This window comes from Synechococcus sp. TAK9802 (genome assembly GCF_014279535.1).
In the GTDB taxonomy this organism is placed as follows: Bacteria; Cyanobacteriota; Cyanobacteriia; order PCC-6307; family Cyanobiaceae; genus Parasynechococcus.
The window spans coordinates 1,635,255-1,653,722 of sequence record NZ_CP047937.1; the positions used below are offsets into that span (position 1 = coordinate 1,635,255).

The 18,468-nt window shown below is 64.5% G+C and carries 23 protein-coding genes; 9 read left to right on the top strand and 14 right to left on the bottom strand.

All coding sequences use genetic code 11. From position 1 onward, the window contains the following. The first annotated feature begins 37 nt into the window (after window positions 1-37). Window positions 38-1,471 carry a class II fumarate hydratase gene (locus SynTAK9802_RS09485; RefSeq protein WP_255487744.1) on the top strand — a complete coding sequence of 478 codons (1,434 nt, stop codon included), beginning with the start codon at window positions 38-40 and terminating at the stop codon, window positions 1,469-1,471. A gap of 2 nt (window positions 1,472-1,473) precedes the next feature. Here SynTAK9802_RS09485 and SynTAK9802_RS09490 read toward each other — a convergent pair whose 3' ends face one another. After that, complete coding sequence (locus SynTAK9802_RS09490; RefSeq protein ID WP_186495883.1) at window positions 1,474-4,248, bottom strand: RNA helicase; 2,775 nt, start codon at window positions 4,246-4,248, stop codon at window positions 1,474-1,476. Between the two features lie 244 nt (window positions 4,249-4,492). Here SynTAK9802_RS09490 and SynTAK9802_RS09495 point away from each other — a divergent pair, with 244 nt between their 5' ends. Continuing rightward, complete coding sequence (locus SynTAK9802_RS09495; protein ID WP_114989413.1) at window positions 4,493-4,723, top strand: hypothetical protein; 231 nt, start codon at window positions 4,493-4,495, stop codon at window positions 4,721-4,723. Here the strand turns inward: SynTAK9802_RS09495 and SynTAK9802_RS09500 are convergent. Continuing rightward, window positions 4,720-5,640, bottom strand: coding sequence for a bile acid:sodium symporter family protein (locus tag SynTAK9802_RS09500; protein WP_186495884.1), 921 nt, complete (start codon window positions 5,638-5,640; stop codon window positions 4,720-4,722). The genes SynTAK9802_RS09495 and SynTAK9802_RS09500 overlap by 4 nt on opposite strands. 54 nt (window positions 5,641-5,694) lie before the next feature. Between SynTAK9802_RS09500 and SynTAK9802_RS09505 the strand changes: the two genes are divergently transcribed. The 5 genes from SynTAK9802_RS09505 to SynTAK9802_RS09525 are packed head-to-tail and all read left to right on the top strand — an operon-like array spanning window position 5,695 to window position 9,074. After that, a complete protein-coding gene (locus SynTAK9802_RS09505) occupies window positions 5,695-6,834 on the top strand; it encodes an 8-amino-7-oxononanoate synthase (RefSeq protein WP_186495885.1) in 1,140 nt (379 codons plus the stop codon). After that, window positions 6,831-7,520 (top strand): serine aminopeptidase domain-containing protein, encoded by a 690-nt coding sequence (locus SynTAK9802_RS09510; protein ID WP_186495886.1) that lies wholly within the window; start codon window positions 6,831-6,833, stop codon window positions 7,518-7,520. The genes SynTAK9802_RS09505 and SynTAK9802_RS09510 overlap by 4 nt, the downstream gene beginning before the upstream one ends. Continuing rightward, entirely contained in the window at window positions 7,454-8,266 is an 813-nt protein-coding gene (locus SynTAK9802_RS09515) for a methyltransferase (RefSeq protein ID WP_255487745.1), read from the top strand. The genes SynTAK9802_RS09510 and SynTAK9802_RS09515 overlap by 67 nt, the downstream gene beginning before the upstream one ends. Further along, a complete protein-coding gene (bioD, locus tag SynTAK9802_RS09520; RefSeq protein WP_115010130.1) occupies window positions 8,263-8,922 on the top strand; it encodes a dethiobiotin synthase in 660 nt (219 codons plus the stop codon). The genes SynTAK9802_RS09515 and bioD overlap by 4 nt, the downstream gene beginning before the upstream one ends. After that, the gene (locus SynTAK9802_RS09525) at window positions 8,919-9,074 is read left to right on the top strand and encodes a hypothetical protein (RefSeq protein ID WP_170951106.1); all 156 of its coding nucleotides are present in this window, start codon (window positions 8,919-8,921) and stop codon (window positions 9,072-9,074) included. Before bioD ends, SynTAK9802_RS09525 begins: the two co-directional genes overlap by 4 nt. A gap of 4 nt (window positions 9,075-9,078) precedes the next feature. Here SynTAK9802_RS09525 and SynTAK9802_RS09530 read toward each other — a convergent pair whose 3' ends face one another. After that, complete coding sequence (locus SynTAK9802_RS09530; protein WP_255487746.1) at window positions 9,079-9,339, bottom strand: hypothetical protein; 261 nt, start codon at window positions 9,337-9,339, stop codon at window positions 9,079-9,081. A 31-nt stretch (window positions 9,340-9,370) separates the two neighbouring features. On the opposite strand from SynTAK9802_RS09530, the gene bioA reads away from it, so the two are divergent. Continuing rightward, on the top strand, window positions 9,371-10,669 hold the full coding sequence (gene bioA / locus SynTAK9802_RS09535; RefSeq protein WP_186495887.1) for an adenosylmethionine--8-amino-7-oxononanoate transaminase: 1,299 nt from the start codon (window positions 9,371-9,373) through the stop codon (window positions 10,667-10,669). Window positions 10,670-10,680: 11 nt separating this feature from the next. Here the strand turns inward: bioA and SynTAK9802_RS09540 are convergent, their stop codons facing one another. Together SynTAK9802_RS09540 and SynTAK9802_RS09545 are read right to left on the bottom strand one after the other, a co-directional pair. Further along, window positions 10,681-10,953 carry a DUF3143 domain-containing protein gene (locus tag SynTAK9802_RS09540; protein WP_244275852.1) on the bottom strand — a complete coding sequence of 91 codons (273 nt, stop codon included), beginning with the start codon at window positions 10,951-10,953 and terminating at the stop codon, window positions 10,681-10,683. Continuing rightward, window positions 10,895-11,434: a J domain-containing protein gene (locus SynTAK9802_RS09545; RefSeq protein WP_115131872.1), complete on the bottom strand. Its 540-nt coding sequence runs from the start codon at window positions 11,432-11,434 to the stop codon at window positions 10,895-10,897. The genes SynTAK9802_RS09540 and SynTAK9802_RS09545 overlap by 59 nt, the downstream gene beginning before the upstream one ends. A 25-nt stretch (window positions 11,435-11,459) precedes the next feature. Between SynTAK9802_RS09545 and rsmG the strand changes: the two genes are divergently transcribed. Further along, window positions 11,460-12,191, top strand: a complete 732-nt coding sequence (gene rsmG, locus SynTAK9802_RS09550; RefSeq protein WP_186495888.1) for a 16S rRNA (guanine(527)-N(7))-methyltransferase RsmG — start codon at window positions 11,460-11,462, stop codon at window positions 12,189-12,191. Between the two features lie 9 nt (window positions 12,192-12,200). On the opposite strand, the gene SynTAK9802_RS09555 is transcribed toward rsmG, so the two are convergent. The 9 genes from SynTAK9802_RS09555 to SynTAK9802_RS09590 form a co-directional block, all read right to left on the bottom strand. Then, the gene (locus tag SynTAK9802_RS09555) at window positions 12,201-13,400 is read right to left on the bottom strand and encodes an aldo/keto reductase (protein ID WP_186495889.1); all 1,200 of its coding nucleotides are present in this window, start codon (window positions 13,398-13,400) and stop codon (window positions 12,201-12,203) included. Further along, on the bottom strand, window positions 13,400-13,750 hold the full coding sequence (locus SynTAK9802_RS09560; protein ID WP_244272378.1) for a ferredoxin: 351 nt from the start codon (window positions 13,748-13,750) through the stop codon (window positions 13,400-13,402). Before SynTAK9802_RS09560 ends, SynTAK9802_RS09555 begins: the two co-directional genes overlap by 1 nt. Window positions 13,751-13,753: 3 nt before the next feature. Next, window positions 13,754-14,146, bottom strand: coding sequence for a DUF1257 domain-containing protein (locus SynTAK9802_RS09565; RefSeq protein WP_011365007.1), 393 nt, complete (start codon window positions 14,144-14,146; stop codon window positions 13,754-13,756). After that, complete coding sequence (locus tag SynTAK9802_RS09570; protein ID WP_186495890.1) at window positions 14,146-14,349, bottom strand: DUF2997 domain-containing protein; 204 nt, start codon at window positions 14,347-14,349, stop codon at window positions 14,146-14,148. The genes SynTAK9802_RS09565 and SynTAK9802_RS09570 overlap by 1 nt, the downstream gene beginning before the upstream one ends. Window positions 14,350-14,424: 75 nt before the next feature. Further along, window positions 14,425-15,237, bottom strand: a complete 813-nt coding sequence (locus tag SynTAK9802_RS09575; RefSeq protein WP_115010031.1) for a HEAT repeat domain-containing protein — start codon at window positions 15,235-15,237, stop codon at window positions 14,425-14,427. Between the two features lie 30 nt (window positions 15,238-15,267). Next, window positions 15,268-15,393, bottom strand: coding sequence for a hypothetical protein (locus SynTAK9802_RS12650; RefSeq protein WP_255487747.1), 126 nt, complete (start codon window positions 15,391-15,393; stop codon window positions 15,268-15,270). A gap of 30 nt (window positions 15,394-15,423) precedes the next feature. After that, window positions 15,424-17,178, bottom strand: coding sequence for a sodium:solute symporter family protein (locus SynTAK9802_RS09580; protein WP_186495891.1), 1,755 nt, complete (start codon window positions 17,176-17,178; stop codon window positions 15,424-15,426). 54 nt (window positions 17,179-17,232) lie between these two features. Beyond that, on the bottom strand, window positions 17,233-18,291 hold the full coding sequence (rlmN, locus tag SynTAK9802_RS09585; RefSeq protein WP_186495892.1) for a 23S rRNA (adenine(2503)-C(2))-methyltransferase RlmN: 1,059 nt from the start codon (window positions 18,289-18,291) through the stop codon (window positions 17,233-17,235). Beyond that, a complete protein-coding gene (locus SynTAK9802_RS09590) occupies window positions 18,288-18,440 on the bottom strand; it encodes a hypothetical protein (RefSeq protein ID WP_006850847.1) in 153 nt (50 codons plus the stop codon). Before SynTAK9802_RS09590 ends, rlmN begins: the two co-directional genes overlap by 4 nt. Between the last annotated feature and the right edge of the window lie 28 nt (window positions 18,441-18,468).

An 18,468-nucleotide genomic window follows, 5' to 3' on the forward strand; every position in this document is an offset into this window, starting at 1 on the left:
GCGGACCGACGCCACGACCACCGGACAGTGATCACGGATGATCGATGGAACGCTCGATCGTGCCGTGGATCCGATGACGCAGCCGTTCAGGATTGAAACCGACAGCCTGGGGGGCATTGAGGTGATGTCCGAGGCGCTCTGGGGAGCACAGACCCAGCGGTCGCTTCAGAACTTCGCCATCAGCGACGAACGGATCCCGCTCGAAATCATCCAGGCCCTGGCCTGGATCAAGCGGTCCTGCGCCACGGTGAACGGCCTGCATGCGCTTCTGAGCCCACAACAGGTGGAGCTGATCTGCACGGCGGCCGATGCCATTGCCGCTGGCCAGCACAACGATCAGTTCCCACTGCGGGTCTGGCAGACCGGAAGCGGGACCCAGACCAACATGAACATCAACGAGGTGATCAGCAATCTGGCGTCTCAGGCTTCAGGCACCGCCCTCGGCAGCCACAGCCCAGTGCACCCGAATGACCACGTCAATCGGTCGCAATCCACCAATGATGTGTTTCCCGCAGCGATCCACGTCGCCGCGGCCAAGCACCTGAAGGACGGGCTGCTGCCGGCGCTCGATGCCCTAGTGCAGGCCTTGGATGCCAAAGCCCAGGCCTGGATGCCCATCGTCAAGATTGGCCGCACCCATCTGCAGGATGCGGTGCCCCTGCGGTTGGGCGATGAAGTGGGCGCCTGGCGGGATCAACTCAAACAAGCCCAGGCATGGCTGGAGGACTGTCTGGTCAGCCTTGGCGATCTTCCCCTGGGAGGCACCGCCGTGGGCACGGGGTTGAACACGCCGCCGGGCTTCCGCCATGCCGTTGCAGAAGAGCTGAGCCGGGTCGCCGGCGTCAAGGTTCGTCCCGCTGACAACCTCTTCGCGGTGATGGCCGGCCATGACGCCCTCGTTCAAGCGATGGGCCAACTTCGCCTGCTGGCGGTGGCCCTGCTCCGGATCGCCAACGACGTGCGGCTGCTGGGGTGTGGCCCCCGGGCGGGTCTGGGCGAGTTGCGGCTGCCCGCCAACGAACCCGGCAGCTCGATCATGCCGGGAAAAATCAATCCCACCCAGTGCGAAGCCATGGCCATGGTCTGCACCCAGGTGATCGGTCTCGATGGCGCCGTGGCAGCCGCTGGCGCAGGCGGCCATCTGCAGATGAATGTCTACAAGCCCTTGATCGGCTTCAACCTGCTGCAGTCGATCCGCATGCTCAAGGACGCCATGACCAGCTTCAGCCAGAACCTGGTGGAGGGTTTGGAGCCGGATCGGGAGCAGATTCAGCGGTTCGTGGATCGCTCCTTGATGCTGGTCACCGCCTTGACCCCCAGCATTGGTTACGAGAAGGCCAGTGCCATCGCTCAACATGCCCACCATCAGGGGTTGACGCTGAAGCAGGCGGCCCTGGAGCTCGGCCACATCAGCGAAGCCGATTTTGATCAGCAGGTGAATCCAGGCGCCATGGCCGCTCCGGAGGCCTGAACTCAGGCGGCCCGCTCCGTTGCCGGGTTGAGCGCAGCGGAAGCCGGCACCAGATCCTCGGCTTCAGCCACGGGGAAGCGGTTGATCGCTTTCAGAGCCTGACGGGCATGGCTGCGCAGTTGCTCGCTGATCGCTTCGCAGTAAGGGACCTGGGCCAGAAGGTCCACGGTGCGGCGCATGATGCGCACCACATCGCCCTCATCGAGCGAGGTATTGGCGATCAGATCGCTCCAGGACGTTCCCCGCGCCCAGGCATCCACAAGGCCCATGAGCTCGGGTTCCCACCAGGCCGGCACCACCACACCGGCGCGTTCCTGGGCTCGCAGCAGCTCGCGACGCAGCCCCGAAAGATCCTGAAGGGCTTCCTCAGCTGCAGCAGGTGGCGGGAAGCCACTCCACAGGTCGGGGCGGTTGACCTCGGTGCTGATCGCCTCGAACACCGCGGCCAGGTCTGGGGGGGAAAGGTCATCGAGATGGCCACTCATCAGCGCCAGCCCCAGCCAGAGTTCGTTGTCACCCCGCAAGGCAGCAACGGTGCGGCCGATCTCCGTGGGATCCAGCTCATCGAGGCATCCGAAGTGCTGCAGGATCTCCATCAAGGCCAGGAAGGTCTCCCAGTGACGGTTGGCCCGCTGATGCAGCAGCTGCTGCCGTTCAGCGATCTCCAGCTCCAGATCTTCCATGCGCCGGCGGTGCTTCTTGAGCTGTTTGCGATCTCCCCAGCGATGGGCCGGATGCTGCTCCTGCTCCTGCTCGAGATCCCGCACCAACCGGGCCTGGGTCAACACCTCCCCAGCCAGGTCGTATTGCGGGGTGGTCATGTCGTGGCGCCGGGCCATGTGGGCCACGGCTAACGCCAAACCACCACTGGCCTGATCGCCATGGCGCAACTCACCGGAGCGGGACAGCTCCGGGACATCAAGCCCATCCACCTGCAGGCAACTGAGCTCCGCATGGATGCTCACCACGGCCTGACAGGGCAGCAGGATCCAGACGTTTTCATCGGTCAGGCAGAGCAGCAGCGGGAACTGACCAGGCCCCTTCACCTTCTCAACGATCACCGCGGGCGCGACGCGCCCCCGCAGCTGCGGCGATTTGAGGCTGACCAGGGTGCCGGTGCTGGCGAACTGCAGGGCCATCGTCAGCTCATTGGCCAGCGTCTCCTCGGCCTGCTGCTGAAGGATGCGGAGCAAGCGCCGCTCTTCGCGGAGCCGCCCACGCATTTTTTCGTAGTCCTCAAAATCTTCCCAGGGGATGTCGCCGGCGACGCCCTCCAGCTGGCTGAGTTGCAACCGCAGCTGGGAGAGGTTCTCCTCGTCCTCCACGAGGTCTAGCCCCGCCAGGTAGCGGCCAAAACTACGCTCCACCAGCTCTCTGGCCTTGGCCAGATCGTGGCGCTGCAGCAGGTTGAGAACCATGCCGTAGCTGGGGGTGAACTGGCTCACCAGGGGGTCGGCAGGACTTGTCGCCAGCTGACCTGCCTCACGCACACCTTCGAACCGGCTTTGCACCGTCACGACGTAGCCCTGGGAGTCGAGGCCCCGCCGGCCGGCCCGGCCGGCCATCTGGAGGAACTCACTGCCCATCAGCGGGCGATGCCCCCGCTCGGTGCGCTTGGAGAGGGCCGCAATCACCGTGCTGCGGGCCGGCATGTTGATGCCCGCCGCCAGGGTCTCCGTGGCGAAGACCACCTTCACCAACCCCTGCTGGAAGAGCTCTTCGATCAACTCCTTCCAGGCGGGCAGAACACCGGCGTGGTGGGCAGCGATACCCCGCAGCAGCGCATCAGCGTGAATTCCATCCCGAACGGCCTCGGGGTTGTCGTGGCTGTAGGCGGTGAGGCGTTCCTTAATCCGCGCCTGCTCCTCCTGGGTCACCAGGCACTGCACCCCCAGATCACGCACCGCCTTGTCACAACCGCGCCGGCTGAAGATGAAATAGATGGCCGGGAGCATCTGCCGCTCCGCCATCTGAGCCACAACAAAGCTGATCGGTGGTGGCTCGGGTTGCGGCGGCCTCTGGGAACGCCCTTTGCGTTTGTGCCCCTTGGGCGCGCGCCAGACCTTGCAGTTGGGATGAAGACCCGTACCGGCTTCGTTGAGCAGTGGATGCAACCCCTTGGCACTGCAGAAGCTGAACTGCAGCGGCACCGGCCGGTGATCACTCATCACCAACGTGGTCGGACCATGCACCTTCTCGATCCAGTCGGTCAGCTGCCCGGCATTGGCAACGGTGGCGGAGAGCGCCACCAGCTGCACCGTGGGTGGGCAGTGAATGATCGACTCCTCCCAGACCGTGCCGCGCTGGGAGTCGTTCATGTAGTGGCACTCATCGAGCACCACCGCCTCCACATCAGCCAGGGGATCGTCGTGCTCATCCGCCTCGGCGTAGAGCATGTTGCGGAAGATCTCCGTGGTCATCACCACGATGGAGGCCTCACGATTCACGCTGAGGTCACCGGTCATCAAACCCACGTTCTCCGCACCGAACTGATCGCGGAAATCGCGCAGTTTCTGATTGGAGAGAGCCTTCAGCGGTGTGGTGTAGAAGACCTTCTGGCCGTGGGCCAGGGCGCGATGGATGGCGTATTCACCGATCAGGGTTTTGCCGGATCCTGTGGGGGCACTGACCACAACCGAATGTCCCTGATTGAGGGCATCCATGGCCTCCAGCTGGAAATCATCCAGCGGGAAGGGAAAGATTTCTGAAGGATTCAGTGGGGCACTGCGATCGACATCGGGCTCGGATCGGGGCGTGGCCGGTGTCGATTGGTTCATCAAATGATCTTAAGGAGCCTGGCTGAGCACTCTTTTCAAACAAGCGATAAGCCACGCCAATGCCATCAATCAGATGTGCCGACCTCCTTTGACGGAACCAAGCCAGATCATGAAAAATAATGAATAGAATGCTTCGAGCTCTGGTAAAACCACCAGAGCTTTTTTGTGGCTGCCTCCGCTGCACCGAAGGGTGACAGGGGCACTGCGCCAGTGCCATGACGGAGGGGATTAAGCCCCACCGCCTGTGACCAGCACTCAGCTCACCAAGCCGCGGCCGGCTGAAGACACCCTGATCGATGCCCTGAGGGGCTGCCGCGACGTGAAGGAGCTGAAGGCCCTCGAACAACGCCTGGCATCCACCACCGATGCGCCGCCGCTGTTCACCTGGATCTGCGATCTGCTCGTGGCACGACGCATCTCCCGTGGCCTCGCCGCCCGGCTGCTGTTTGAACTCCACAACGGGGACTCGACCTAGGGCAAGCGGCGCCTCCACGCGGCAGCAAGGGCGCTGCCGATCAGGCAGTGAATCACTGCAGAGATGGCACCCGGCAACGCCGTGAGGGGACTGGCGAACCCGCCACTGCGGGCGAGCACCACGGCCAGTCCCGAGTTCTGCATGCCCACCTCGATACTGATGGTGCGCTGAGCCTGCACGCTCTGCCCCGCCATCCGGGGAATCAGCCAGCCGAGCAGGAAGCCGCCGCCATGCAGCAGCAGGCAAGCCAGGATCAGCACGGGCCCCTGCTGACGCAGCACAGCCGTCTGGCTGCCCACGATGCTGGAGACGATCATCACGATGGCCATCACCGCCAGGGGAGGCATCACCGGCTCAATCCGCTGGGCCACACCGGGCAGACCACGCTTGAGCACCACCCCAACGGTGACCGGCAGCAACACCACCTGAAGCACGGCCAGGAACAGGGCCCAACCGTCCACCGGCACGTACTGGCTGGCCAACACCTGCGTGAGACGCGGGGTCAACACCACCGCCGCCAGGGTGCTGATCGTGGTCATGACCACCGACAGCGCCACATCGCCACGGCCGATCAGAGCCACCACATTGCTGGCGGTCCCCCCCGGGCAGCAGCCGACCAGAATCAAGCCCACCGCAAGCGGGGCAGGCAGATGAAGCGCCGCCGCGATCCCAGCGGCAAGGGCCGGCATCACCAGGAACTGCGCCAGCACCCCCAGCAGCATGGCGCGAGGGCGTCGACCCACCCGGACGAAATCAGCGGGTGTCAACCCGACGCCCATGCCGAGCATGATCACGCCGAGTCCAAGGGCGATCAGTGGCCCCTTAAACCAGATGAACAGCGGGGGATGCAGCAAGGCCAGCAGAGCTCCCAGCAACGTCCAAAGCGGAAAGAGCAGAGTGAAACGCTCCCAGGTCATGACGATCAGAGGACTGCAGCCATCCTTGTTCAGGGCGGATTCCAGACTGTTGTGATGCGGGACCACGCTTCTCCCATCCCCCCAGCCCGCCGCCGACGCCTGCGGAGCTTGAACTCCGGCCAGGAGCCCTGGCAGCTGCAAGATCCCGCCGGAGCCGGTCAGCTGGTTGATCTAGCGAGCAACGACTACCTCGGGCTCAGCCGTCATCCCGATGTGCTCGCAGCGGCATCGGAGGCCATGGCCTCCGATGGCGTTGGTGCCGGTGGATCTCGCCTGATCACCGGAACCCGACCACGCCATCTGGAGTTGGAAGCAGCCCTCGCCACCTGGCTGAACCGTGACCGGGTCCTGCTGTTCCCCAGCGGATTTCAAGCCAACATCGCCGCCCTAACGGCCCTGAGTGACAGGCACACCATCGTGTTGGTGGACCGGCTGATCCACCACTCGCTGCTGGCCGGCGTCCGCACCAGTGGGGCGCGGCTGCAACGCTTTGCCCACAACGATCTTGAAGATCTCGACCAGCGGCTGGAGCGGCTCAAGCCGACTACACGGCCACCACTGGTGGTGACGGAAAGCCTGTTCAGCATGGAAGGCACCAGCCCTGATCTGGAGGGCATCGCCGACCTTTGTGCCCACCACGGTGCACAGCTGCTGGTGGACGAAGCCCATGGCCTGGGGGTGCTGGGGCCGGGCGGCCGCGGGCTTTGCCATGGACTCCAACGGCCTGTGGCATTGGTGTGCGGCACCTTCGGCAAGGCCTTCGGCAGCGGAGGTGCATTTTTGGCTGGGGACCACACCACGATGGAGCTGCTGCTGCAAACCAGTGGGGCCTTCCGCTACACCACGGCCCTGGCCCCACCGCTGGTGGCGGGAGCCCAGGCTGCCCTGCGCCTGATCCAAGCCCATCCCAACTGGGGAAGCGAGCTGAGCCAGCGCTCGGAACGCTGGAGGACAGCCCTGGCGCGCCAGGGCTGGGCGAAACCAGCAGGACACGGCCCCGTTCTCCCGCTGTTGGTCGGGGACGACCAGGACGCGCTCGACCTCCAGCAACAGCTGGAGCAGGCGGGGCTGCTGTCGGTGGCGATCAGGCCGCCCACGGTGCCGGAGGGGACCGCCCGTTTGCGCCTGGTGCTGCGGCGGGACCTGCCGGAGGGCACATTGGAGCAACTGCTCGCAGCCCTCGGCTCTCGATGATGCAGGTCCTGGCGATGCATGGTTGGGCTGGCCAGGCCGGCACCTGGTCCCACTGGCGTCAACGCTTTGAAGACGGGGGAGCGAAATGGTCCAGCGCGGACCGGGGCTACAGCGGCGGTGAGACCGTTGCTCCGGCATGGCCCCCCGGCCCAGGACGCAACCTGTTGATCGCCCACTCCCTGGGGCTGCACTTGCTGCCGGCAGCTGTGCTGGCGCAGGCCAATGCGGTGGTGCTCCTGGGGAGCTTCAGCGCCTTCGTGCCCCATGGGCGCGCAGGGCGCGCGGTGGCGGCGGCTCTGAAGGGGATGCAGGCGACCCTGGGCACCGACGAGGAACTGACGATGCTGGAGCGCTTCCTCGACAAAGCCGCTTCACCCCATGCCCGCAGCGCCCTGCCCCCAGCCCCCCTGCTGCAGGGTTTGACGAGCCTGGGGCGCCAGCGGCTGCAGCAGGATCTGGAGCTTCTGGCGCGCTGCCAGAGCCTGCCAACGGGCTGGCCTGAAGCGGTGCCTGTGCTGGTGGTGCAGGGCGAACAGGACGCTGTGGTACACGCCGCATCAGCACAGCAGCTGATCGATGACCTCGGAGCGCAATCGCTGACCCTACAGCGGGATCCGAATTGGGGCCACGCACTGATCACACCAACGGTGCTCTCGGTGGTGCAGCAATGGCTGGGGGCCCTGTGATTCGCCCCGACCAGGTGCTGGAGCGCTTCAGTCGCGCAGCACCGACCTATGCAGGCGAGGCGTTGCTGCAACGGGCCATGGCCTGGCGCCTGGCCCAACTGAGCCGTCGCTGCTCCATTCGGCGCGGCCTGTGGGCTGACCTCGGCAGCGGCACCGGTCATCTGGCCGCAGCCCTGGAAGTCGCTCATCCAGGCCAGCAGGTGATCCGTCTTGACGGCAGTGCCGCCATGTTGAACAGCCACCCCCATGGAACACACACCCTGCGGCATGACCTGAGCCGCGGGTTACCGAACTGGAGTGAGCCTCCGCAACTGCTGGCCTCCAGCTTTGTTTTGCATTGGTTACCGGATCCAGCCCAGCAGCTTCGGCGTTGGGTGGATGCCCTGCCAAAGGGGGGCTGGCTTGCCCTGGCGGTGCCGGTGGCTGGAAGTTTTCCGCAATGGCAGCACGCCGCCCGGGCAGCGAATCAAACCTGCACGGCCTTGTCCATGCCGGTGCGGGAGCAACTGATGGCAGCCCTACCGGATGGGGTAGTGCAACGGGACGAGTGCCTGAGCTTCACCCAACACGCCGCCAATCCACTGCGGCTGCTGCGACCGATGAGCAACATCGGCGCCTCCGTCACCAACGGGGGCCAGCTCTCCCCAGGCCAATGGAAGGCCGTCTTCCGGGCTTGGCCCCAAGCCGATGCATCAGCCGGGTTCGCCCTGACCTGGAGGATGTGGGTCCTGATGGTGAAGCGATGAACGGCAGCGTCAGTCGCCTGGTGGTGTGCGGAACCGACACGGACGTTGGCAAAACCGTGGTGAGCGCGTGGCTCGTGCAGGGGCTTCAGGCCAGCTACTGGAAACCGGTGCAGAGCGGACTGGAGGGCGGCGGTGACCGCGAACGGGTGCGGCAGCTGTTGAACCTCCCGCTGGAACGGATGCTGCCCGAGGCCTATGCCTTCCGAGAGCCGGTCTCCCCCCACTGGGCCGCCGAACTGGACGACACGCCACTCGACCCTGCCCAACTCGCCATTCCCCAGCATCAGGGATCCCTGGTGGTGGAGACGGCTGGAGGGTTGATGGTGCCCCTCACCCGCAACTGGCTCCAGATCGATCAACTGGTGGAGTGGCAGTTGCCCATCGTTCTGGTGGCCCGCAGTGGACTGGGCACCCTCAACCACACCCTGCTCAGCTTGGAAGCGTTGAGACGGCGGAATCTCACAGTCTTGGGACTGATCCTCAATGGCCCCCTCCATGCCGACAACCCGGGGACCCTCAAGCAATTCGGTGACGTCCCCGTTCTGGCGCAGCTCCCGCCCCAGGCCTCGCTCTCAGCAACGGTTCTGGAGCGGCTTTGGCACGAGCAAAATCTCACCACTACATTCCGAGAAGTGTTGAAGCGCTCGTCCCCGTGACGTCACGTCAAACCCTCGCGACCCTGGCTGTTTCAGCACTCTGCGTTGGGATTCTGGTGCTGTTCACCGACATCGAGGTGCAGCTGGTGCGCTGGGTGAACTGCAGCGCCATCGCCACAGAGGCGGAAAAGAACAGTGACGTCTGCCGCTGACCCCTCAGCCCAGGGCCTTTGAACCGGTAGGGCAGGTGCCCAGACGCATCGCGGCATGGCGCACGGCGACCCGCAGCGGCCATCCGTGACTGAGTTCAGCCTGGATCACCTCCAGCTGGGAGGACGACCAACCCCGCAGCTCGAGATCACTGCGAATCGCTTGCCAGTCGCCCTCAGGGACAACGAGACGTCGCTTGGCCGACGGCTCAGGCCGCGTGTTGGGAACAAAACGCTTGGATTGACGACTGGTACGTGGGGCAGCCATCCGGGGCATCTCCAACAGCTCCAGATTCAATATGGCAAAAGCTGCCGCTGCTGCCATGGGGTCGATCCGCCATCCGAATCTGTGGCCCCCCTTCACCCAGATAGCCAGCGCAGCCAACTCCCAACGGGTGGTGTCTGGAGACGGTGCCCTGCTGATCCGTGAGCAAGGCGAGCCCCTGATCGATGCCATCAGCAGCTGGTGGGTCACCCTGCACGGCCATGCCCATCCGGTGTTGGCCAAGGCCATCGCCGATCAGGCCGCCCGCCTCGAGCAGGTGATTTTTGCCGACTTCACCCATAAGCCTGCTGAACAGCTGGCCGTACGTCTGAGCGGCCTCTGCGGCCTGCAACGGCTGTTCTTCTCCGACAACGGCTCCACTGCGGTGGAAGTGGCGCTCAAGATCGCCTGCCAGTGGTGGGCCAACCGGGGCCAACCGCGCTATCAGATCGTCGCCTTCGACGGGGCGTACCACGGCGACACCTTCGGAGCGATGGCCGTCGGCGAACGCAACCTGTTCAGCGCCCCCTTCGAAGACAAGCTCTTTCCCGTCGCCCGGGTTCCCTGGCCGGCCACCTGGTGGGACGACGATGCCGTGGAGGCCAAGGAATCGGCGGCACTCGAGGTGCTCGAGCGCGTGCTGGAGACACCGACAGCGGCGGTGATCCTCGAACCGCTGCTGCAGGGGGCCGGCGGCATGGCCATGGTGCGGCCCGAGTTTCTGAGGCAAGTGGAGGCACGCACCCGCCAGGCGGGAGCCCTGCTGATCGCCGATGAAGTGCTTACCGGCTTCGGACGCTGCGGCGACTGGTTCGCCAGCCGGCGAGCGGGCATCCGGCCGGATCTGATGGCACTGTCCAAAGGCTTGACGGGGGGATGTCTGCCGATGGGCGTGACCATGGCCAGCGAAGCGGTGTTCGAAGCCTTCGTCGGTGACGACCCCTGCCTGACCCTCTGGCACGGCCACAGCTTCACGGCCAATCCGCTGGGCTGCGCCGCGGCCAACGCCAGCCTCGACCTGCTGGAGCGCAACCCCGCTGCCTTTCAACAGTTCGAACAACGGCATCGTCCTCATCTGGAGCGGTTGGCGCGCCATCGGAAGGTGCAACATCCCCGGCTGACGGGGACGGTGGCCGGCTTCGACCTCGTTGTGGAGGGGAGCTCGGGCTACCTCAACCCGGCAGGGCCGAAGCTGAAACGGCTGGCGATGGAGAACGGCGTCTTCCTCCGCCCCCTGGGCCGAGTGGTCTATCTGCTGCCACCGCTCTGCATCAGCGATGCCCAGCTGGAACGCTGCTATTCGGTGCTGGAACAGGCCCTCGATCAGCTCTGAAGCTGCTGGCCTCAGGGCCCCGCCTGAATCGCCGCCTCGACATCGGCCCTGGAGAGGCCATAGGGCAGCGAACACTGCACCATGGCCTCCAGGGAACCCGGGTGCCAGATCACTTTGAGGTCCTCCCGTTCCAGCAGCAACAACGCTCGCCATTCAGAACGCTCGAGCATCCACTGGCAGGGGTTGTCGTCCATGCGGACGGCACCCAGCTGCTGGAGCCAAGCCTCAAGCGCCGGGAGAGAGTGCTGATTCAGCGGGATGCTCTCCGGGGGCAGGGCGGCCATCAGGTTGCGAACGCACGGATGTGTTCTGAGTCTGCTCATCCGCCAGCCAACTCGGCGACACCTGCCAATCGCGGCCCTGGGCAAGCGCCACCCCCAACCCCAGCACCAGGCTGAGCAACAGCGCGATGCTCAACAGCACCAGCGAGAACCATTCCCCACCGGAGAGGGGCCTGCGTTGACCAATGCCCTGCCAGGCATCCGGGCGGGATTCACGCTGCAGTGGCGGGGGCGATGACGGCGACTGGGCGCCAAGACTGAGGGTTGCCTGGCTCTGGCGCAGCAGAACGTCGTAGGACTCCTTGAGCTGCTGAAACGCAATGCTGGCCTGCTCGGGCGGCAGTTGCGTAGTGTCGGGATGCAGGGCCTTGGACTGGCGTCGAAAGGCCTGGCGCAAGGTTTCTGCGTCAACCCCGGGACGCACGCCAAGCCGTTCGTGATGGCTGGGGCGGGCTTCGGACACAGGGGACGGCCGGTCCTTCATCCTAAGAAGAGTTGTTGCTGCAGCCATGTCCGCCACCGCGCCTGAACCGGCGTTCTGGGACGCCCTGGGATGGCAGCCATCGCAGGCGCAGCGCGACCAGCTGGTGGAGCTTCAGGGCCTGCTGCAGAGCTGGAATGAACGGGTCAACCTGACGCGCCTGGTGAACGGCGACGATTTCTGGATTGGTCAGGTCTTCGATAGCCTCTGGCCGCTGATGGCAGAACTCCAGTCCGCAGACGAGCCGCAGCACTGGATTGATGTGGGAACTGGAGGAGGCTTCCCCGGCCTCGCCATCGCCATTGCCCTTCCCCAGGCACAGGTGACCCTGCTGGATTCCGTCGGACGCAAGACCGCCGCCGTGGAGGCCATGGCCGGAAGCCTGGGCCTTGCCGATCGGGTGCGGGTCCGCACCGAGCGGATCGAAACCACCGGGCGCGATCGCCACTTCCGCGGCAGCTTCGATCGCGCCGTTGCCCGGGCTGTGGCAGCAGCTCCAGTGGTGGCCGAATACCTGGTGCCCTTGCTGAAGAGTGACGGCCAGGCCCTGCTATATCGGGGCCAGTGGACGGACAGCGATGCCGTGCCGTTCAACAGGGCCCTGCGCCTGCTGAACGGCCATCTGATCGAGGTGCAGCACCAGCAACTGCCCGGTGATCGCGGCACGCGGCACCTGCTGCGCCTGCAACCGAACGGCCCCTGCCCCCGCAGCTACCCAAGGGCCGTGGGAACACCCAGCCGGGACCCGCTTGGCAACTAAGACGAACGCTCAGACGCTCGACAAACGCATCTGGGATTCGCCCTTGAGCCGCTGCTTAAGGCTGCGCAGAATCTCTGGGATGCGCTCACGCCATGGGCTCTCCTGCAGGACGCTCTGCAGTTCCTCCACGCTGACCTCATCCTCAAAGCCATCAGCATTGGCCCCGGCAAACCAGTGGCCACCGGAGCCCAGCAACCCGTAGCGGGCCTTGGCATAACTCTCGAGATCCCAGGCCTCCAGCAGGTTGTACAGCCAAAGCAACACCGGCAGGTTGATCTCACCAGGCGTCGCATGCCAAGGCGGCAGCCCGACGGACCAGGTGGCCATCCAGTCACGACCCAATGCTTCATCGGCCGCTTGCCGAAGCCGCTGATCCACCGGGGCAATCAAGGACGCTGCCTCCGGCAGCAGGCGCAACGCCTCCAGGTGAAGCTCGAGATCCTCCGGCCGGGCCGCTCCCACGCTGATGGTGTGCACCCGCGGGTCCTGGAGACAGAACAGGTCGTTGAAGACGATGGGATGCAGCGGTGCACACAGCTCCAACAGCCGTTGGGATGGCGTGTGCAGATGGCCGCCCTTGTCCGTGGGACTGATGATGAACACCCCCATGTCCTGACGGCGGGCCGCATCCAAGGCAGGGCCGTTGTCCTGGCGGATGTAATACCAGTGCAGATTCACGTAATCGAAGGCACCGGAGTCGCAGGCCTGTGCGATCAAAGCGGTGGGGCCATGGGTGGAGAAACCCACGTGACCAATACGGCCCTCCGCCTGCCAGCGGCGCACTACCTCCATGCAGCCCCCGGGTTGAAGGGTCTGCTCAAGATGCTCCGGCAGGTTGATGCCGTGGATGGCCAGTAAATCAAGGCGATCACAGCCCAACCGCTCAAAACTGAGCTCCAGTTCCACCTCGAAGGTGTCGGCATCGGGCCGGGGAGGCACCTTGCTCTGCAGCAGACGGGAGGGATCGGGTGTGCGCGGCAGGGCCCAGCCCAGCTGACGTTCGGAGCTGCCGTAGTGCCGCGCCGTTTCCACATGGTGAAAGCCCAGATCCACCGCGCGCTTCAGGGTCGCCTCGAGCTGGGTCTGCGATGCAGACGTGATCTCATCAGCAGGAAGGTCGGTCCAGCTCTGCTGAAAGCGCATTCCCCCGAGAGACAACAGGGGGATCTCAAGCTCCGTGCGGCCGAATCGGCGGGTGGGAAGCGCCATCAACCCTGGGGACGGGGTTGCAGATTCTGGCGAATCAGGTTTTGCCGCAACGTTTCCAACGATTCAAAGGGAACCCAGTGAATGCAATCCACAGGACAGGTGTCGATAGCCTCCTGAATGCATTCGGTGGAGTCACCGTCCTGTCGGATAGCCCTTGAGCGTCCCAGATGCGGCTCCACAACAAAGGTGTTCGCAGCCACGTGAGCGCAGTAGCGACAGCCGATACAGACGGCTTCATCCACCCAGACAGCCTGATCGCGCATGTCTCCCCCGAGCAGGGGTTCCCTCCCGGTTGCCTGCTCCTGCGGGCGAGCGGGGGCGGAAAAGGCGTGAGATGAAGGATCAGCCAGGATTCAGGCGTCCCAGCGGGTCACCACGAGTTCGATCGAACCATCCTCGGTTTGGGTCTGCTCGGCGACCTGAAATCCTTCCTTGGTGGTGGCAGCCAGAACCGTATTCAGGGCGTAGCGCTGGGTGAGCTTAGAGAGAAAACGTTCCACAGGAATCTGCTGCTTCCACAGATCAAGGTCGGTGACCAGCTCATAGGACTCCGATGCGCTGTTCCAGCGGAAACCGATGTCACCACCGTCCTGTACGGCGATGGCCAGATCAGCGGTGACGGTCTGGCCGCGGTAGCCGCGCACGGGACGTTCACCCTGATCAGGGGCATAGCCCATGTCTTCCAGGGCTTTCACCAGAGGCTCCAGCTGACGCAGTTCGGTTTTGACGGTGCTGAAATGCGACATCAGTTCAAATGAGCGGGAAGAGACAGGGACTGGACCTCAGGCTGCAGAAACGCTTCGGATGTGGACTCCTGACGTTCAACCGTTCCTAGAGCAGCTTCCACTTCTTCAGTGAGCTGCTGGCACGCTTCACCAGCAACACCCTCGACCCGTTCTTCCACACGGCCGTCAGGCCGAATGGTGAAACGAATGGTCTTCTGGGGCATCGAAGAAGCGTGATTTGCGCAGCAATCTAGTGGGGGTCACCCCTGAATGTTGCGTTTGCCGTTACAAGAGCGGCGCTACAGGATGAAACCGTCGTTGATCAGAGCCTGGAGGCGTTCCAGCACCAGCGGATCCTCCAGCTGTTCGAGGGCAGTTCTGGCCTCATCGCGCACGGAGATCTCCCCGTCATGGAGCAGGGCACTCACCAGAGCTTCAACGATCTCGGCTTGCCGCGGCTGCACCAGCTGATCCATCAAACGGCCCAAAGCCCAGATGCAGTTGCTGCGCACCACCGCTTCACTGTCGATGCGCAGACTCACCAGCAATTGCCCCGCTGCGGGGTCGGCCTTGACCGGAGAACGGCTGCCGGCTTCCGCCAGGGATCCCGGACACCAGAGGCGCACCGCTGCGACATCCGTCTGCAGCGCCCGGATCAACGGATTGAGCACCGGAGCATCGGGAAAATTGCCCAGGCTCCAGGCCGCAGCCTTGCGGACGTAGGCATTGGCATCGAGCTGCAGCAGCTGCAACAGCGGCTCAACAGCCGGCGGTGATGGATTGCGGCCCAAGGCGTAGACGGCACTCATCCGCTCCACCGGACAGGAGTTCTGGAGCAAGGGCAGCAGCAGGGCAATCGAACGGGGATCACGGTGTTCACAGAACACCTGCAGGCCCTGCAGCCGTTCTCCGTGGTTGCCACGCAACCAGACCAGGCCCTGGTCACAGGCCCGGGCAATCTCCAGGGAGGAATCCTGCTCGGCGTCATCGAGCTGGATCGCATCAAGCGGATCAACGTCGTCTTCCGCCGCCAGCTCACGCGCCAGCAGATCAGGATCCACAGAAAGGCTGGACAGCCCCTGGTCCTTCTGTTGGCTGCGGTCGTCAGTCATGCGGGAATGCTACGGGAGCCATTCCAGGACTCAACCCAGCGGGGCTGGAGCCAGCATGTCACCGGGAAGCCAGATGCGGGCACTCACAGCGAACAACGCCAGGGCAAACAGAAGAACAATCAGAGCCGGCAGAAGCGTGGAACGAAAAAACGACACCGGAACAGGCCAATCAAGGCGTCATTCTGCTCAAGAGGGCACGGCATCGACTCGCCGCCGCAGCTGCCAGATCGAGAGGATCAGCACCGACAGACCGATCCAGCCACTCCACTGTTGATGCAACAGGAAGCCTCCGGTGCCGAGCAGGCCGCCAAACAACACGCCACAGGCCAGCACGAAGCGCCGCAGCATGGCGGGCAACGACTCCATCGGCATGACGCCGAAGCGCAGGCGCAGGCGTGACCACCCGGGCCCCGGAGGACGCACCGTCCGCACAAACCGCTCCAAAACAGCATCCGATTCCGGCGGTGTGCTCAGCATCACCGTCAACCAAACGACAGCGGAGAGGCCGGTGATCACCGCAATACGAACCCCGTAATCCTCGATCCGAACCAGGGGCACCACCGAAGTGAACACCCCAACGAAAAAGCCGCAAAGCATCGCCGACAGCTCCGCGGCTGCATTCACGCGCCACCAGAACCAGCGCAGCACCAGAACCACACCGGGGCCGGACCCGATCGCGATCACCAGCCGAAACACCGTGCCGATGCTGTCGCTGATCAAAGCGGTGATAACCCCAAGAACGAGCAGCAGAACCGTGGTGAGTTGTCCCACCAGCAACAGCTCCCGCGAACCGGCAGAGGGGCGAATAAAGCGCTGATAGAGGTCGTGGGTGAGGTAGCTGGCTCCCCAGTTCACCGAGGTGCTCACGGTGCTCATGAACGCCGCCACCAGAGAGATCACCACCAGGCCGAGCGCCACCGGGGGCAGCAGTTGCACGGCCAGGGCGGGATAGCCGAGCTCAAGATCAGCACCAGCCGGCAACAGCACCAGGGCTGCCAGCGCGACCACGATCCAGAGCCAGCTGCGCACGAGGTAATTCACCACCAGAAACACCCAACCCGCCAGCCGCGCCTGCTGCTCATCGCGGGTGGCCAGCATGCGCTGGATGAACTCGCCACCCCCATCGCTGCGGCGGAAACTCCACCACTGCACAGCGATGTAGGCCGTGAACATCGGGATGCTGATGCCACTGCCCTGCAACCAGTGGAAGCCCGCGTCATCCCAGGTCCAGGGCACCAGAGACAGCAGCTCCGGCCGCTGCAGCGCCTGCAGTTGCTCCAACAGCGCTGTCATCCCTCCTGCGGCATGGAGGGCAGCCGCAGCCACGGCCAGGGCACCCGCCAACGCCAGCACAAGCTGGACCAGATCGGTGACCACGACGGCCCAGAGCCCTCCGGCCACGGTGTAACTCATCACAAGCAGAGCCACGACCATCAGGAGCCAGATCGTGTCCGTCAGTCCCAGTGCTGCGGGTTGACCCGACACCAGCCCCAGCGCTTCCACCACCTTGCGGAGGGCGAGAAAGGCATAGCCAATGCCGATGCAGTTCACCGGCACGGCCAGCAGGAAAGCCTTGATGCCGCGCAACCAAGCCGCCGCCGCTCCGCCATAGCGCAGCTCGGTGAAGGCGGCGTCGGTGAGCACACCGCTGCGGCGCCAAAGGGGTGCGAAGACAACAGCCATGGCCACGTGGGCCAAACCAAAGCTCCACCACTCCCAGTTGCCCGCCAGGCCGCGGGCACCCACCAACCCGGCGACGTAAAGCGGCGTATCGATGGAGAAGGTGGTGGCCGCCATCGAGGCGCCGGCCAACCAACCGTTCAGACGACGGCCAGCCACGAAATAATCCGCCTCGCCGCTGTTGCGGCGGGCCAGCCACACCCCCAACACCAGGGTGAGAACGAGGTAAGCAGCGAGAAGCAGCCAATCGATCGCTGTCATGCGCAGACCCTGTTCCTCAGCAGTCTGCTGAGGAACAGGGCATCAGCCCACCCGTCAGCTGCCGGATGAATTGGGGGCCATCTGCTGACGCCGGAGCTGACCGCAGGCCGCATTTTGATCGAGCCCCCGGCTGGCCCTGAGGCTCACGGCAACACCGCGCCGCTCCAACACACGACGAAACGCCTCGATCCGCTGCGGCGTTGGTCGTTTGAACTCCTCCTCCTCAATCGGGTTGTAAGCGATCAGGTTCACGTGGCTCTGGAAACCACCAACGCGATCCGCCAGCTCTGCGGCGTGCTCGGGCTGATCGTTGAGTTCACCGAGCAGGATGTACTCAAAACTCACCCGCCGACCGGTCACATCCAGATAGTGACGGCAATCCTCGAGCAAAGCCTCATAGGGGTAGGCATGGGCTGTGGGAATGAGCTCCTCGCGCAGCCGCTGGTTGGGGGCATGGAGGCTCACCGCCAGGGTGAACTGGGCGCGGCCCAGCCGCTGCATGGCCAGTTCCGCGAGTTGCGGCAAGGTTTTCGGAACACCCACCGTGCTGACGGTGATGCGCCGTTGGCCGATGCCGAGATCATCATTGAGGCAGCGGATCGCCTCCAGCACAGCGCTGCTGTTGAGCAGGGGCTCGCCCATGCCCATGAACACGATGTGGGAAGGACGACGGTCCATCGCCTCACGCACACTCAGCACCTGATCCACGATTTCGTGGGTCTGAAGGGAACGCTGCAGCCCCCCTTTGCCGGTGGCACAGAAGCGGCAGGCCATGGGACAACCCACCTGGCTGGACACACAGACGGTGAGACGTTGGTCGGTGGGAATCCCGACCGTTTCGATGGTTTCGCCGTCCTCGGTAGAGAGCAGCAATTTGGTGGTGGCATCCGTGGCCACCGAACGATGCACTTCCTTCAGCCGGCCCACATCAATGCCGCTCTCCAACAAGGCGGCACGCCAGGTCTTAGGGAAGACCGTGATGTCGGCCAGGGATCGAGCCCCCTTGGCATAGATCCAGTCATGCAGCTGACGGCCGCGGAACGGCTTCTGTCCCTGGGCGACGGCCCAGTCCTGCAGCTCGGCCGCGCTGCGACCCAGCAGAGCCTGGGTCACCAGATCAGCAGACCATGACCAAGCTTGATCTCCACCGCCATCAGGGCGATGAAGCCAAGCATGGCCAGACGTCCATTCAGCCGCTCGGTATGGGTGTGGAACCCATATTTGGGAAGGCGTCTCTTGGGAATCTCAGTGGGCTCAAGCATGGAAGGGGCTTCAATGGTGAACGATTGA